The following is a 16,545-nucleotide window of genomic DNA, read 5'->3' on the forward strand; positions in this document are numbered from 1 at the left end:
ATCATTATGTTTTGGCGGATGCTGCAAGGGGCTCTGTTTCGTCAGAGCCGCAAGATGGCCATGGTAGCTGTTACGATTGCACTGGGCGCTTCGCTGACCACCGCTATGCTCAGCGTAATGTTCGATGTAGGCGATAAGGTGAATAAAGAATTGAAGGCCTACGGCGCCAATATTACAGTGACGCCTCGCTCGGCTTCACTGTTGCAAGATCTTTACGGTGTTGATGCTAGCGTTAGCAGCGGAAAATATTTACAAGAAAGCGATCTTGGGAAATTAAAAACAATTTTTTGGGCAAATAATATTGTGTCTTTTGCACCGCTCCTCGAGACTAAGGCCCAGGTTGGACCGAATCAGGGTGAAGTAACGCTCATTGGTACTTGGTTTCAGCATAATTTGCTGTTGCCTACTGGTGAAACTGCAACGGCTGGCATTCAAGAACTGAAATCCTGGTGGGCGGTAGCTGGTCAATGGCCGAGCGATGGGGATCAACAGGGAGTCTTAATTGGTGCAACTCTAGCGAAGAAACTAGGCCTTAAAGTAGGCGACTCTTTTTCAGTCGCTGTAAACGGACAAGAGCAACCGCTTATCGTACGCGGTGTTTTGAATAGCGGCGGTCCAGAAGATGAGCAGATCTATGCTTCGCTTTCACTGGTGCAACAAGCGCTTCATGTGCCTGGTCGAATCGGCAAAATTGAAGTGAGCGCTATTACGACGCCGGAAAATGATTTGGCGCGCAAAGCGGCCCATGATCCGAAAAGCTTGTCCCTAAAAGAGTGGGAGACTTGGTATTGTACCGCCTATGTGAGCTCTATATCGTATCAAATTGAAGAAGCGATAGCGGGAGCGAGAGCAAAAACGGTAAGGCAAGTAGCCGAGTCGGAAGGGACGATTTTAGAGAAAACACAGTTACTTATGGTTCTTATTACTTTGCTTAGTCTAGCTGGATCGGCTCTCGGGATTTCCAATTTGCTTACGGCAAGCATGATGGAGCGGAGCCGTGAGATTGGGTTATTAAAAGCGATTGGCGCTACTGATTCAGCTGTACTTTTGCGGACTTTGGCGGAAGTCACTGTGACGGGGTTGATCGGCGGCTTTGGCGGTTATATTCTAGGGCTTGGTTTTGCCCAGATTATTGGGCGAAGTGTTTTTGGCACGGCTATTTCCGTTGATCCGATCGTGATTCCTTGGGTGATCGGCCTGGTTTTACTCGTAACTCTACTGGGCAGTTTGCCGGCTATTCGCATGCTTTTGTCGCTGCGGCCGGCTGCTGTGCTTCATGGCAGGTGAAAACATGACAAGACGCAAGATGTTTGGAATTATGATTTGGAGCGCTTTGCTACGGCGGCGCTCGCGTATGCTCATTGCTCTTTTGGCTGTGGCGATTGGCGCAACGGTCGTTTCGGGCCTTGTAACGATTTACTATGATGTACCGCGGCAAATGGGGCGAGAATTTCGTTCTTATGGCGCCAATCTTCTGTTGATTCCATCAGGCGATCAGCAGTTTATTGGCAGTGATATGGTTCAGACGGTAAGTTCTCTGCTTCCTGCGGATAAAGTAGTGGGAATAGCTCCTTATTTATATGAACGGATTAAGGTGAATGAGCAGCCCCTGATGGCTGCTGGTACGGATCTAAATTCCGTTAAGGCTGTAAGCCCTTATTGGCAGATCCGCGGCGAATGGCCGAAAGAACAGCAACAAGAAGTGCTGCTTGGTGCGGAAGTAGCGGAACTTCTCAAGGCGGAACCGGGGCAAAGCATCACTTTGGGGACAGGGGAGACAGAAAAGTCCGTCAAAGTAGCGGGCATTGTCCGTACCGGCGGCTCCGAGGAAGCCTTCGTTTTCTTACCGCTCGATCTTTTGCAGTCAATGCTACATAAAGAAGGTCAGATTAGTTTGGCTCAGGTTAGTGTTGCGGCAACAGAGCCAGAATTGAATCACTTTATCAAAGAAGCTACTGAGAAAACGCCGGAAGTAGCGCCACAGCTGGTGAAACGCGTGACTCAGTCGGAAGAGACAGTACTTGGCAAGCTGCAATCGCTAGTGTATCTTGTGACAATTGTGGTGCTTCTCTTAACTTTGATTTGCGTAGCAACGACAATGATGGCTGTCGTAACGGAACGGCGCAAAGAGATCGGGCTAAAGAAAGCATTAGGCGCTGACAACAGGACAATTGCTCTTGAATTTTTGGGCGAAGGCCTGGCGCTTGGCGCTCTGGGCGGTTTGCTTGGTACAGGGATGGGCTTTTTCTTTGCCCAGGCGGTCAGTGTGAATGTGTTTGGCCGCGTTATCTCATTTCAGCCGCTCATAGCTCTTTTAGCGCTGGCCTTATCCATTTTAGTTACAGGCGCTGCTTGTTTTATTCCTGTAAAAATGGCGACTGAAGTCGAACCAGCCATCGTATTGCGCGGTGAGTAGAAAGGAAGAAGAACGATGAGTTTATTAGAATTAAACGACGTTTCCATGATTTACGATACAGTGGCAGCGCTGCAACATATTCATCTTACAGTGGAACAAGGCGAATGGGTGGCGTTAATGGGACCGTCTGGCTCTGGCAAGACAACCCTGATGAATATTATTGGCTGTATGGATAAAGCCTCTGGCGGGTCAGTTAAATTAGATGGTCATGATTTTTCAACAGTTAGCAGTAAGGAACTTACCATGCTGCGCCGGGAAAAAATTGGTCTTGTCTTTCAACAGTTTCATCTTGTTCCCTATTTGACTGCTTTGGAAAATGTGATGGTTGCGCAATATTATCACAGTATGCCTGATGAAACAGAAGCCCTTGATGCGTTGCAGCGAGTGGGACTGCGTGAGCGGGCGCGCCATCTGCCCAGTCAGCTTTCCGGCGGTGAGCAGCAGCGTGTTTGCATCGCTCGAGCGCTCATTAATTATCCCACCCTTATTTTGGCTGATGAGCCGACGGGCAATCTTGATGAAGCCAATGAAAAGATTGTTATGGAACTGTTTCGAGAGCTCCATAGAGAAGGTCATACGATTATCATGGTAACTCATGCGCCGGAAGTAGCTGAACAGGCTGAGCGCTGCATTGTGTTGGAGCATGGCAAGATTGCTCGTACGATTCAAAACCAAGCGAAAAGTGCGAATGAAAAAAATGCTGCAAAGGCAAAAGGAGTTGAACGGAATGAATAAATGGGGCGCAGTTGTGCTTGCCGGAACTCTTTCAGCCAGCTTGTTAGCTGGTTGTGGCGATCAGCAGGCTAAGGATTCTCATGAAAATCATGCAGGTCATGAAAATCAGGGTAAACAGGCTGTAGCCGCTTATAAAGACGGTACTTACAAAGGGGTAAGCAGTCCTGACGAGCGTGGCGCTGTTGGTCAAATTACTATTACAGTGCAGCAAGGCCGGATTAGTAAGGCTGATTATGAAGGCGTTCAAAAAGACGGAAAAATCAAAGACGCTGATTATGGGAAAACAAACGGGAAAATTGAAAACCCGGAGTTTTACAAGAAAGCCCAGCAGGCTTTACAAGGTGCGCGGTCATACGGATCAAAGCTTGTAGCTGTACAGGATGTAGCTAAAGTCGACGCTGTTTCTGGCGCCACAGTTTCTTATAAACAATTTGCCGAAGCGGCGACAAAAGCGTTAGAACAGGCTCACTAAGCTTTAAAAATACATTATGTGAAAATCTGCGTCGACTTCTGTCGGCGCTTTTTTATTGACAAAGTTAACAAAATAGGCTAACCTTATCAGGTAATGATAATCATTATCAATGTCGTAGTGGGCATATATTTAAAATTATCATTACTGGTTTATTTTAGGAAGGAGGAGCGGAATGAAAGTTGTTTCGAAGGTACGACTTCTTTTTTTATTCATTTCGCTGGGCCCTTTAGTTCTTTTACTAGCCGTAACGCAAGGGCGACTTTTACAGTATCCTTTGTTTGATACAGCTGTGGCTTTAGCTGTATCTACGGCAATTTTAGTGAGCTTTTTAACTCCGGATGCGGCGGCACGGTTCTTAGTTTTAAAATCTTTGCATGAAATTCATCTCTTTTGCGAACGCGTTAAACAGGGAGATTATCTTGCTTTTTCTTTGCCAAATCAGGGGGCTTGCAAAGATGATGAAAATGAAATTCAGCTATTAATGCGGGATTTAAACTGGATGCTTCATCAGATTGAATTACGGGAGACTAAGTTAAAAGTAACGATTGGGCAGCTATCAGAAGCAAAAAGTAATTTACTAGCACAAAAAGAAGCTCTAGCAGTAACGAATCGTCGGTTAGCCGAGCTGGCTATGTCTGATTCTCTCACCGGTCTTGCCAATCGGCGGCACTTTTTTGATCATTTGGAAAGTGCCTTGTATCAAAAGAGTTGTTGCATTGATGCCGTAGCGTTATTAATTCTAGATATTGATCACTTTAAAAAAGTAAATGATGCTTTTGGTCATCAGGCTGGGGATGCTGTGTTGGTGGATTTTTCTCAACTGTTGTTGACTGGCGTTCGGCAGGGGGATCTACCAGCACGAATCGGTGGCGAAGAGTTCGCTGTTTTATTAGTTGGCACAGGACTTAGGGAGGCTCTAGGTTTAGCCGGGCGGATTCATAAAATGGTACAAAATCATTCTTTTACTGACGGCAGTGGGCGAACTATTGCTGTTACTTGTTCGATCGGGGTTTGTTGCTTTCCCCAAATGGATTTGTCTGATATACCGAAGTTATATAGTATGGCTGACCAGGCGCTTTATGCTGCCAAGGGTGCCGGACGCAATCAGATTTTTTATATAGACTTAACGCCAGAGCCCCATACAGTTCGGTTCGCTTAACGTTGACAAATTTGGCAGAGGCCATTATACTGAAAGAGGATTTGCGATAATGATTATCAATATCGGAGATAGAGAAAAAAAGTTTTATTTTCCTTCTTCTATCTTGCAGGCCGACATTCACGAAGTTGTTGATGCTTTTACTACGGCTATTGATGCGAAGCATCCCTATACAAGGGGACATTCTGATCGTGTAGCCGATTTAGCGTTGGCGATTGCCCGCCGGGCTGGTTTTTCGGAAAACTTTCAACACTTTGTTCATATTGCCGGACATCTGCATGATTTAGGGAAAATAGGTGTTCCTGATGCCATATTACTAAAGCCGGGAGCATTAACGAAAGAAGAATTTGATCAGATTAAGGCTCATGCAACGATTGGTTATGACATTCTATGCAAGGTAAAGAGCTGGGAGGCTATTGCCGACGCTGTGAGACACCATCATGAACGCTGGGATGGCGGTGGCTATCCCGATGGATTGGCGGGCAAAGCGATTCCTTTAGTTTCACGGATCATTACAGTAGCCGATAGTTACGATGCGATGACGAGTTCACGGGCTTATCGCAGTAGCTTGAATCGCAAAGAGGCTTTAGCGGAAATTTGCCGCCATAGCGGTGCTCAGTTTGATCCTTATATTGTAAAAGTTTTTTTGCAGCTTCCTGCCGCTGTTGTGCCAGAGAAGCAAGTTGAAGAATAGAGAAAAGTGAGGCGAGACTATGTTTTTGCATGAAGTAGAGTCAGGGTCACAGGCGAAAGTCAAGAAAATTATTGGAACGGGACCATTGCAACGCCGTATTTTAGATATGGGAATTACACCGGGGACCCTTGTAAAAGTACAAAAGTTAGCCCCTTTAGGTGATCCTTTAGAAGTAAAGGCAAAAGGTTTTAATTTGTCACTGCGAAAAGCTGAAGCAAGCATGATTGAAGTAGAAGCGGTTTCCTAAAAAAACTAGGGAGGATTTTATTATGCCTTTATCTTGTGTTGGGCCAGGTTGTCCTGTTCAAGTATCTGTTGTTAGTGGTGAAACAAAACTAAAAAATCAATTGCTTGGTTTTGGGATTTTACCAGGAGCTCCACTCGAAGTATTGCAGAAAAATTCATCTTCTCTAGTAGTCAAGGTGCGGGAAACCCGCCTGATGCTGCCGTTTCAGTTTGCTCACCATATTCATGTTCATTGAAGTTTATTTTTTATAGCAAAGCTGGTTTCACTAGATGAACCTAGTTAGAATCAATTCAATGAAATAGAAAGTATATCTCAAAAAAAATTCAGTTACTATAAACCAAAAGTTAGGATAGGCTAACTCATTAAAAGGAGAGAATCATGGAACGTAAACAGGTGACAATTGCTCTTGCTGGTAATCCGAATTCAGGCAAGACTACTTTATTTAACCAAATTACTGGCGCCAGACAGCATGTGGGGAATTACTCGGGAGTTACTGTCGAAAAAAAAGAAGGCTACCGCAATTTTGGCGGCTGTGAGCTGTCAATTATTGATTTACCAGGGACCTACAGCTTGACAACGTATTCGCCAGAAGAACTAGTCGCACGCAATTTTATTGTACAGGAAAAACCTGATTTAGTAGTCAATGTACTTGACGCTTCAAACTTAGAAAGAAATTTATATTTGGCGCTGCAACTGCTGGAATTAGGCCGTCCTATGATATTTGCGTTGAATATGATGGATGTAGCGAAGTCACGCGGCATTACAATTGATGGGGCCGCCTTAGCCGAGAAGTTCGGTAATATTCCTGTTGTAGCTACCGTGGGCAGCCATGGTAAGGGTGTGGAAGAACTTTTACAAGCTATGGTTACGCCGCAACAGGCGCTTGCTTTTTCTATTTCTTATGGTGAAGGAATCGAAGCGGCGCTGTCAAAGTTGCAGTCGCAAACCGCGGCTTATGAGACGGAACTTAAATTTCCCGCACGCTGGCTGGCGTTAAAACTCTTAGAAAATGACAAGGATATACAAGCAAAGATTACTACCCTCGCTGGCGGAAAAGAACTTGTAGCGCAAAGTCAACAATTGCGGCAGGAGCTTATCGCTGAATTGGGTGAAGATCCGGAAATGGCCATTGCTGCGAAACGCTATGAATTTATTTCACAAGTTTATGCCGCAGTGACTACGGTCAATAATCCTCATCAGGAAACGACATCTGATAAAATTGATAAGATTCTTACGAATCGACTCTTTGGGATTCCCATTTTTCTCGGTCTTATGTGGGTTGTTTTTAATCTTGTGTTTACGCTTGGCGCAATTCCGCAAGATGCTTTGACGGACGCAATCGGTAATTTTGGTAAATTTGTTGGCCAGTCTTTGCCTGATGGTAATTTAAAATCTTTATTAGTTGATGGGATTATTGGCGGCGTTGGTGCAGTAATTTCGTTTATTCCGCTGATCCTTATTTTGTTTTTTGCGATCTCTTTACTAGAAGATACAGGCTATATGGCGCGGGCTGCTTTTGTTATGGATAAGATTATGAATTTAGTAGGGCTCCATGGCAAATCCTTTATTCCGCTGCTGCTTGGCTTTGGCTGTGCAGTGCCGGCGATTATGGGGACCAGAACTCTGGAAAATCCTCGCGATCGTCTTGTGACAATTCTCGTCACCCCGCTCATGAGTTGCAGTGCTCGTTTGCCGATTTATAGTGTTTTAATTGCTGCTTTCTTTTCTAATGAGGTAGCTGGTAACGTACTTTTCTCAATTTACTTACTTGGTATTGTCTTGGCTTTGATCATGGCGAGAATTTTTCGTTCCGTTTTATTTCAAGGCGCCACAGAACCCTTTATCATGGAATTACCGCCTTATCACATGCCCACCTTCAAAGGTGTTTTGATCCATATGTGGGAGCGTAGCGTCCTTTATTTGAAGAAAGCCGGTACGATTATTTTAGCAGCATCTATTTTGATGTGGTTTTTAACGAATTTCCCTGATGATGTAACTTACTCTAAAGATTATGAAGCCCTGTCTGCTCAGGCTGAAGCGGCGTTTACGCAACAGGTGGAAGAAGAAATTCAGCAGCCTCTGGCTATTGCTAATTTGGAAGAGAACGAAGCTCTCAACGAACTTATTGAAAAAATTACGGCGATTCATGATGATTTTGATGAGAAAACAGCCGATTTAGACGAAGATTCTGCTGAGTATGCGGCAGTTGCGACTGAGCGAGATGCGCAGCTTGCTGAATTAGAAACGGCGAATCCAGACTTGTTTACTTATGCTTCTCACTACGTAGAACTGAAAGATGATCTCAAAGCAGAGCAAGACAAGCTAGAAGAAGAAAAGGCTTCGGAAAAAATCAGTCAAAGTTATGCTGGTATGATCGGTCATTTCTTAGAACCGATTACAGCGCCTATCGGTTTTGACTGGAAGATTAATATTGCCCTTGTATCCGGTTTTTCGGCGAAAGAGGTTGTTGTAAGTACGTTAGGGACAATTTATAGCGTTGGCGGCGATGCTGAAAAGACCGTGCCGCTACAGGAAGCTCTTAGCAAAGACCCGGCCTTTAGTCCGCTTGTGGCTTATACACTTATGGTATTTTCCCTCGTTTACTCGCCGTGCCTGGCAGCGATTGCTACAATTAAGCGGGAAACGAACTCGTGGAAGTGGGCGATTTTTGGCTCCGCCTACTCTACAGTGTTAGCTTGGTTTGTAGCCTTTATCGTCTATCAGACAGGCCTATTTTTTGGCATCGGTTTATAAGAGTTCAGTGAATAATTAGTCGAATCGTTGTGCAAAGGAAAGTGCCGTCAGATGAGAATCTGGCGGTTTTTTCTTTGCTTATTGACAGCAAGTGATGTGATGCCATATGATATACATATGAACATATATTCATGTGTTGGAGAGTGAAACAATGAGAAGTATATTAGAAGATCATAGTATCGAACAAGAGTCGTTAGAAGCGACTCCCGTCTTGCAAAATAGTAGCAGTGGTGACTTATGTGAAACGCTGTGTTTTCACCCCGAAACAATTTGCTTGGCTAGGGCGGAATTGTTAGCTGAGGGCAAAGTGCAGCAGCTTGCTGAAATCTTTAAGATTCTTGGCGATCCGACGCGGATTCGGATTGTCCATCTCTTATCAAAGCAGGAACTCTGTGTGTGTGATATTGCAGCAACGCTGCAACTAGGACAGTCAGCTGTATCGCATCAACTGCGTATCCTGCGAGGCGCTCGCGTCGTAAAATATCGTAAGGCTGGTAAAGAGGCTTGGTACAGCCTCGATGATGGTCATGTTATGGCGCTCTTATGTCAGGGGCTCGATCATATCAACCATTTGTGATAAGGGGGAAGGTTATGGAAAAGGCGTTTGTAATTGAAGGACTTGATTGCGCGGATTGCGCGGCCCATCTTGGCGAGTTAGTTGGAAAAATACCTGGTGTTGCTTTGGCAAAAGTAAATTTTACGGCAAGTAAGCTGCAAGTGATTTATGATGAAAATAGAGTCACTGTGGCGGCGATTGATAAAGTGGTTCGTACGATGGGCTATCAAATGATTGATAGCCAGGCCGCGAAGCCCAACGAAAAAACTATAACAAGCTGGTTTAAAAATCGCAAATTTTTTATCGTTGCTGCTTCTGGCATAGCCCTTTTGCTGGCAAACCTCTTGGAATGGGTAGGTCAGATTTCTTTGGCTGAGGCCTTTTATCTTGGGACTATGGTAATTGGCGGCTATCCTGTGGCAAAAAGCGGTTTTTATAGTCTAAAGCAGCGTAGTCTTGATACGAATTTTCTCATGCTGCTGGCGGCGATTGGTGCGGGAGCGATCGGTCAGTGGAGTGAAGGCGCTACGGTGGTCTTTTTATTCTCGCTAGGGAATTTACTGCAAGCCTATACGTTGTATAAGACCCGTTCTTCTGTGAACGCGCTTTTAGATTTGACGCCAGCGGAAGCGCTGGTACAGCGCGATGGTCAGGAAATTCGTCTTCCCGTCGAAGTGATTGAGATTGGTGATCATGTGCTAGTCAAGCCAGGGGAACGAATTGCCTTAGATGGCCGCATTGTAAGCGGCGCCACATCGGTGAATCAATCGCCGATTACTGGCGAGTCTTTGCCTGTCGATAAAACCATTGGTGACACTGTATATGCTGGTACGATCAATGGTGAGGGCGCTTTTACCATGACAGTGACCCAGTTGGCTTCCGAGTCGACTGTAGCCAAGATTCAGCAACGCGTTGAAGCGGCTCAGGCGCAAAAAGCGCCGATTCAGCAGCTTGTGGATCGCTTTGCCGCTTACTATACGCCAGTCGTTATAGCCGGGGCTGTCCTGATGATGACAGTGCCGCCGTTCCTGTTTAGCGAGCCGTTTCAACCTTGGTTTTATCGGGCGTTGGTGCTGCTCGTCATTTCCTGTCCCTGCGCTCTCGTAATTTCTACGCCTGTGTCGATCGTCGCTGCCTTAGGAAATGCCTCGCGGCATGGTATTTTAGTGAAAGGCGGTAATTATTTAGAGGCCGCTGGCATGGTGAAATCGATTGCTTTTGATAAAACGGGCACACTTACAACTGGAAAACTTACAGTTACTGATATACTTCCCAGTGAGAATACGAAAACAGCGGAATTATTACAGGTTGCTGCCGCTTTAGAGCGGTGGTCAGAGCACCCCATTGCGAAGGCGATTATGGTAGAAGCCAAGCGGCTCGATACTTTAGAAACGGCACTAGAAGCGAAGGATTTTCAAGCTTTGCCTGGGCGAGGGGCTAGGGCCGAACTGGCTGACGGTACCCTTTTATACGGTGGCAATCGTCGTCTCTTTATGGAACGGAACTTGCCGCTGACCTTAGCAAGCGAAGCGGCTACTGACTTAGAAGAAATGGGGAAAACAGTTGTTTATTTTGGTTCAGACAAAGAGTTCTATGGCGTAATTGCTTTAGCAGATCAAGTGCGAGAGCAAAGCAAAGCCACCGTTGCTTCGCTGCAGTCGTTAGGGATTGATTCCATCACGATGCTTACGGGCGATAATAGGTTAGTCGCAAAAACAGTAGCTGATTCACTAGGACTTCAGCAGTATTATAGTGAGTTACTACCCGAAGATAAAGTTACGGCGTTAAACAGTATTATCGCGCAGCAAGGGCAAACTCTGATGGTCGGCGATGGGATCAATGATGCGCCTGCTTTAGCCACGGCGCAAATCGGCGTAGCTATGGGCGCTGCTGGATCTGATGCTGCGATTGAAGTCGCTGATATTGCCTTACTCTCTGATGATCTTAGTAAACTTCCTTATTTAATCAGACTCAGCCGCCAGACTATGGCGATTATTAAACAAAACATTGTCTTTTCGATTGGCCTTAAAGGACTATTCGTAGTGGGAACTTTTTTCGGCATCGTCAATTTATGGCTGGCTATCTTCGCTGATATGGGCGCTTCACTCTTAGTTACACTGAATGGGATGCGACTTTTGCGAGAGCAAAAATCAAGACTTCCTTAAATGTAAATATAAAATATAAAGAGCATTTACGCTTGGCCTAAGGCTTAGCCGTAAATGCTCTTTGTTTTCATAACAATGCGTTAATTGGGACTCTTATTATCAGGTCCGATAATGTTTCATATCGGCACTAAAGTTGCGAATGACTGCTTTAAACTCAGTGATCTTTTCAAGCATGTCGCGTAGCTTTTCATCGTAGATATGCACAGCAGAACTCATTTCCTGACTGGCTGCCGAGTTTTCCTCGGAAATCGCGGCGAGCGATTCGATTTTATCAGATACACGGTTCAGTCCTTCCATTTCTGCTTCCAGTTTATCAATCATATCGACAATGTTGTTAGCAACTAAATGAATATTTTCCACATGGCTGTTGTTCACATTGACAACATTGCCAAGCTGTTTGCTTTCTGTGTCGAGAATATCGAATTCCTTTTCGATGGAGAGGACGACTTCGCCGATCGTGCCTGTTAATATTTTTAGATCGCTAGAGATTTGTTCCGAGTGTTCGTGGGATTGTTCGGCTAATTTTCGCACTTCTTCGGCGACGACAGCAAAGCCGCGGCCCTGTTCACCAGCCCGGGCTGCTTCAATGGCGGCATTGAGAGCCAAGAGATTCGTTTGTCCGGCAATTGCCGCAACCATATTTGTGATTGCTGAGATATTGGTAGCCTGAGCCTGGAGATCTTCGGCGGCATTTTTTACTTTGGCAAAATGGACTAAGCTCGCGCCGATTTTCTCGCTGGAAGCTTGCACATCAGTGAACCCTTTATTGATTTCGGCAACGGCTGTTTCTAAACGTTGCTTATTTAAGGTTTGCTGAGTCATGACATCTTTCAGCGTATCAAGATTGCCTGTCAAGATTTCTACAGCGCTTTCTGTTTCTTGGGCTTGGCTGGAAGCCGCAGCAGCTACATCTTGCACTACATTCGTAATGCCTTGGGAGGTATCGCTCATGCGGTCGGCAAGACCGTTAAAATCATCGGCAAATTTGCCCATTTCATCAGTAATGCCTTTAAAGCCCACAAAGTCACCTTTTAGCAGTTGTTTATAGCGGCGAATCATGGCAAAAATAGTTTCCAATTCATCAGAGGACTTGATTTTTTCTTCGGGAATATAGTTGCGTTCCTGCAAGTTTTGTAAGTCTTGTTTTATGGCCGATAACGGCGCCAGCAGTAACTGGGAAGCGCCGAAGGCGGAAAAGCCGCTGACGAGAGCAAGCCACAGCGGAGCGTTTAGACCAGCCAGTGATAAAAGACCGCAAAGAACGAGAGTTACAAAACCTGTAGCAAGGCCAGCTTTGGCCGCAAGCGATTTGAAGATACCAAAGGCGAGAAGCTGGTTAAAGAAATAGCTTTTAGTATAGGAAATCGGTTTATCAAAAGTCAGTTTTAGCTTTAAAGAATCACTGGTCTGTTCCACTTTTTCAATTTGAATTTTTTCTTTAAAATGCTCGGCTGATCCGGCTAACAGGCCGCGGAAATAACCGAACATAGCTCGCTTCGAACGATAACTAATAATGGCTTCACGCTCTGAGATAGGATTAATTAATAGTTCCGGTGGATGGGCGCCGGCAATCCGTTTTACAATGACGACATGAATGTCGTAAATAGAACGAAGGAAAGAGTATAGATTTTCTTTTTGGAAGAAGGCGGGGTAGAAGCGAAAGAACGTTTTGATATTATCTTTGCCAATTTCAAGCCAAATATCATCAGCACTTTTTCCCGCATGCTGCGCAATAAAATTTACGAATTTTCCCGGTTTATCATCAGGAATATCTTCAGTCATGAGAAAAATTTTATCGCGCGGCCAGCCGACGGATTCCATGGCTTGACCCGTCAGATCGTTGCCCCATAGTTTCTTTGCTGTATCCATCCAAGTACTTACTACTGTCGCTTTCATGTATATTGTTCACTCCGATCTGCATTGAAAAGATTTCTCTTTGGCATACTATTCGCCGGAAGCTTTTGTTTTCCTGTTAAATTTCGCCTTTTTTCGCCGGAAAGATACCAAAAGGCTAAAAAGTATCGTAAAATAGAAGTCTGAAGTTTTCAGAGGATAATTTTTAGACGAGGTGAATAATTTGCGCCTGAGAAAGCAAGCTTGGATTGTCGAAGCAATTCAGGAATATAGTGACTTAATTGTAAATTTGAATGAATCTGTGAGTGCCGACGATTGGAATCAGATTTTCGGCAAATCTGGTGAGATTTATGTGGAAGTGGGCACAGGGAAAGGCCGTTTTATTACGGAAATGGCGGCGCTTCATCCTGATAAGCTCTATGTGGGCGTCGAAGCTCAGCACGATATTATTTATTTTGCCGCGCGCAAGGCGAGAGAAAAAGGGTTAAAGAATGTGCGGTTTTTATTAATGGATGGAAAATTACTTACGGAACTCTTTGCACCGGGATCCATAGCCGGACTTTTTATTAATTTTTGCGATCCCTGGCCGAAAAAACGCCACAGCAAACGACGGTTGACTCATCGCAGTTTTTTTCCTGTTTACAGCGGCCTGTTGCAACTGGGCGCGCCGCTCTGTTTTAAGACCGACAACCGCGATCTCTTTGCTTTTTCTTTAAATGAGTTTGCCGACTGCAATTTAAAATTAAAGCATATTTCTCTCGATCTCCATAAGGAAGAGTGGGATGAAAATGTAGAAACAGAGTATGAAGCAAAATTTAGTGCCTTGGGACAGCCAATTTATCGCTGTGAGGTCTATTTTTCCTGAACATTCTGTGCTATTTTTGCATAAACCTATAGTAGTTGAAAGTACTGCAATAGGGGAGTGTTAGTATGCCGCGTCCGCCTTTTGCCAAAACGGCAGTGCCGCTGTCGCCGCCTACAGGCGATCAGGTACGGTTTTGGCTGCACATTTTAGAAGAACATGCTTTGTTTATTCGTGCCGGTCTGGCGGGAGTGCAGTCCGCCTTGGCTGAAAAAGCGCAGGCTTTTTATCAGGAACTTCGCGCTCTGCGCCGTCGTGCTGATGAATTGCGGCGTCCGGTTGAAGTGGTCGATCAGGCATTACCTGTAATGATGAATTTTTATCAGTTTCAGCGGCAGCTTCTCAACCGGATGATTACCTGCGAACTCTTAAGCCATTTGTATCCCTTGCAAATCGATCACTTGCTGCGGGAAAATGCTTATGCTGTAGGTCTATTTGAAAAGATCAGAGACAATCGGCCGCTCCTACAGGCGACAAAAGCGCAAGAAAATCTTTTCTGGGTTCGCATTATGGAGGATCATACGCAGTTTATGGGAGCTTTGGTGGATCCGTCAGAGCGCAATGTGATTGATACGGCGCGAAGTTTTACGAAGGAGTTTGATGAAATTTATTTGCAGGGCCGCGATTTTGTGTCCATGCTGGATCGGCGGCACCAAGATATTCCGGCTTTTTTGCGTTATCTAGCTGATACGCGACGGGCGACGCTGCGACTCAGGGATTTTAAAAAATTGGCAGAAGAACTTATTGCGCAGTGTCGACTACTGGGAATTTTGCCACGAGAATTGGCGGATCATTTGCGACGGGAAGCGGAGCATTATTTGAGTGTTCTGGCCATGTTAGAGAAAGCTTGTTTGTCTTCACAGCAAATGGTTGAGCCGGAGCTTTATCCGTTTACGCCTGAAATGACTTTGTCGCCAGAGCTGCTTGGATTGCAGGCGGAAAGCGATGCAGAAGCTGTTGCTGAGAATGAGGAACCTATGCCCTGTTATAGCGGACTTGATACAGCGAATCGACCGAAATGGGCTCATCAGTACCAACAAAATAGCGGTGAATGGGAAGAAGTTGTGCCGCGAGAAGAACCAGAGCCAGCGGCAAGCGAACGGGATGAAGCGACAGAAGCAGCTCCCGTGCTTATCACAGAACTATCGCAAGAGTTACACAAAGAGTTAGCGGAAGATACCATTGAACCCTTAGGGGAAGACCTTGAAGAAGACTCGAAGAAAAACGAAGCAAAGCCAAAGATGAAATGGTCACATCAATGGCCGCGCCCCTTAGTGAAGAAAATAAAACAGTAAAAAAGTCCTGGGCTAAAAGCAGCTCAGGACTTTTTCCTCTAGCGGTTTAGAGCAGGAAGATTTTCTGAAGAAGTAGAAGTGAAGAGGTAGAAGTGAAAGTGTAGTAAAAACCAAGAGGAGTTTATGATTGTGAGAAGTATACCGCAGTTTTGGCGAAATCCCGTGGAGGCGCTGCTTGTTGTTACCATGTTACTTGTTTTGTTTGGTATGGTGAATGTTTTTAGCGCCAGTTTTGTAGCGGCTGGGCAGCAATTTCATGATAGTTATTTTTATGTAAAGCGTCATTTGATGGTTTTAGGGATTGGTTTAATTAGTCTTATTTTTTGTGCTAAAATTGACTATCGGCGGTGGCGCGGTCGTCCCCTTAATTATCTAATGCTAGGAACGCTACTCGTACTGATTCTTGTGCCGATTATGGGGCTGGACGCAAATGGGGCGAAACGTTGGATTCGTCTAGCGGGCATTAATTTTCAGCCTTCCGAGGTGGCGAAACTGACAGCGGTGCTCTTATCAGCCGCCTATTTAGGGCCGCGCATTGATCGTCATCGCCATATTACCTTGTTTTCTCAGCCCATTTATGTTTCTTTGCTAATGGGGGTTATGGTATTAAAGCAGCCCGACATGGGGACAGCTGTGGTCATAGCGGGAATCAGTCTGTTTTTGTATGTTATAGCCGGAATTCCTCGCCAGCAGATACTAGGCTTATTTGTGTCTTTTTGCGTTGCTTGTGTCTATCTTGTGTTTGCCGCAGCCTATCGAGCCGAGCGAATTGCGGCGTGGCTTGATCCTTGGGCCTATCAGCAAGGGATTGGCTATCAGACGGTACAGTCGTTACTAGCCATTGGGTCAGGCGGCTTTTTTGGTACTGGTTTTGGGATGGGTTCAAGTAAATTTTACTATCTGCCAGAAGCTCACACCGATTTTGCTTTTGCGATTCTCGCTCAGGAAATGGGCTTTGTTGGCGCCGTCTGTGTTATTTTTTTACTTCTGGTTATTGGGATTTATGGGGTGCGGATTGCCCTCAAAGCGCCTGATGGCTTTGGTACGATACTCGGACTTGGTTTAACATCGCTCATTGTTGGGCAGGCTGTTGCTAATATTGCTATGGTCTGCGGTGTCATTCCTGTCACTGGGGTGCCGCTGCCCTTTATCAGCTATGGCGGCACATCCTTGTTAGTGAATATGACGGCTATCGGTATGCTCATGAGCATTGGCCGCTATGGCGGCGCGGAACGACCCAGTTTATCGGAAGTTGTCCCCTTAGAGCGACCGCGGCTTAAGTTAGTACGACGTCGCATTGAAGAATAAAAACGGCAGGGAAATACCTGTATTTCGTGGA

Annotated in this window: 15 protein-coding genes; 14 read left to right on the top strand and 1 reads right to left on the bottom strand. The window is 45.4% G+C overall.

From position 1 onward, the window contains the following. Positions 1–6 precede the first annotated feature (6 nt). From AC0NJP_RS16005 to AC0NJP_RS16055, 11 genes are all read left to right on the top strand, one after another. A complete protein-coding gene (locus AC0NJP_RS16005; RefSeq protein ID WP_474700415.1) occupies positions 7–1,287 on the top strand; it encodes an ABC transporter permease in 1,281 nt (426 codons plus the stop codon). A 4-nt stretch (positions 1,288–1,291) separates the two neighbouring features. Then, on the top strand, positions 1,292–2,416 hold the full coding sequence (locus AC0NJP_RS16010; RefSeq protein WP_474700416.1) for an ABC transporter permease: 1,125 nt from the start codon (positions 1,292–1,294) through the stop codon (positions 2,414–2,416). Between the two features lie 15 nt (positions 2,417–2,431). Further along, positions 2,432–3,151 carry an ABC transporter ATP-binding protein gene (locus AC0NJP_RS16015; RefSeq protein ID WP_474700417.1) on the top strand — a complete coding sequence of 240 codons (720 nt, stop codon included), beginning with the start codon at positions 2,432–2,434 and terminating at the stop codon, positions 3,149–3,151. After that, on the top strand, positions 3,144–3,623 hold the full coding sequence (locus tag AC0NJP_RS16020; protein WP_474700418.1) for an FMN-binding protein: 480 nt from the start codon (positions 3,144–3,146) through the stop codon (positions 3,621–3,623). The genes AC0NJP_RS16015 and AC0NJP_RS16020 overlap by 8 nt, the downstream gene beginning before the upstream one ends. Positions 3,624–3,795: 172 nt before the next feature. After that, on the top strand, positions 3,796–4,782 hold the full coding sequence (locus AC0NJP_RS16025) for a GGDEF domain-containing protein (RefSeq protein WP_474700419.1): 987 nt from the start codon (positions 3,796–3,798) through the stop codon (positions 4,780–4,782). Between the two features lie 49 nt (positions 4,783–4,831). Continuing rightward, complete coding sequence (locus tag AC0NJP_RS16030; protein ID WP_474700420.1) at positions 4,832–5,473, top strand: HD-GYP domain-containing protein; 642 nt, start codon at positions 4,832–4,834, stop codon at positions 5,471–5,473. A 19-nt stretch (positions 5,474–5,492) separates the two neighbouring features. Continuing rightward, a complete protein-coding gene (locus tag AC0NJP_RS16035) occupies positions 5,493–5,720 on the top strand; it encodes a FeoA family protein (protein ID WP_474040866.1) in 228 nt (75 codons plus the stop codon). A gap of 22 nt (positions 5,721–5,742) precedes the next feature. Continuing rightward, complete coding sequence (locus AC0NJP_RS16040) at positions 5,743–5,955, top strand: FeoA family protein (RefSeq protein ID WP_474040865.1); 213 nt, start codon at positions 5,743–5,745, stop codon at positions 5,953–5,955. Between the two features lie 143 nt (positions 5,956–6,098). Further along, positions 6,099–8,474, top strand: coding sequence for a ferrous iron transport protein B (gene feoB / locus AC0NJP_RS16045; protein WP_474700421.1), 2,376 nt, complete (start codon positions 6,099–6,101; stop codon positions 8,472–8,474). A 211-nt stretch (positions 8,475–8,685) separates the two neighbouring features. Then, a complete protein-coding gene (locus tag AC0NJP_RS16050) occupies positions 8,686–9,051 on the top strand; it encodes an ArsR/SmtB family transcription factor (RefSeq protein WP_474040944.1) in 366 nt (121 codons plus the stop codon). A 14-nt stretch (positions 9,052–9,065) separates the two neighbouring features. Next, positions 9,066–11,195: a heavy metal translocating P-type ATPase gene (locus AC0NJP_RS16055; RefSeq protein WP_474700422.1), complete on the top strand. Its 2,130-nt coding sequence runs from the start codon at positions 9,066–9,068 to the stop codon at positions 11,193–11,195. Between the two features lie 99 nt (positions 11,196–11,294). On the opposite strand, the gene AC0NJP_RS16060 is transcribed toward AC0NJP_RS16055, so the two are convergent. Next, a complete protein-coding gene (locus tag AC0NJP_RS16060; RefSeq protein ID WP_474700423.1) occupies positions 11,295–13,091 on the bottom strand; it encodes a heme NO-binding domain-containing protein in 1,797 nt (598 codons plus the stop codon). A 172-nt stretch (positions 13,092–13,263) separates the two neighbouring features. On the opposite strand from AC0NJP_RS16060, the gene trmB reads away from it, so the two are divergent. From trmB to ftsW, 3 genes are all read left to right on the top strand, one after another. Then, a complete protein-coding gene (trmB, locus tag AC0NJP_RS16065) occupies positions 13,264–13,914 on the top strand; it encodes a tRNA (guanosine(46)-N7)-methyltransferase TrmB (protein ID WP_474700424.1) in 651 nt (216 codons plus the stop codon). A gap of 65 nt (positions 13,915–13,979) precedes the next feature. Then, positions 13,980–15,206 carry a DUF2935 domain-containing protein gene (locus tag AC0NJP_RS16070; RefSeq protein WP_474700425.1) on the top strand — a complete coding sequence of 409 codons (1,227 nt, stop codon included), beginning with the start codon at positions 13,980–13,982 and terminating at the stop codon, positions 15,204–15,206. 123 nt (positions 15,207–15,329) lie between these two features. Then, positions 15,330–16,514, top strand: a complete 1,185-nt coding sequence (ftsW, locus tag AC0NJP_RS16075; protein ID WP_474700426.1) for a putative lipid II flippase FtsW — start codon at positions 15,330–15,332, stop codon at positions 16,512–16,514. The last annotated feature ends 31 nt before the right edge of the window (positions 16,515–16,545 follow it).

It is taken from the genome of Pelorhabdus sp. sgz311002 (assembly GCF_056134285.1).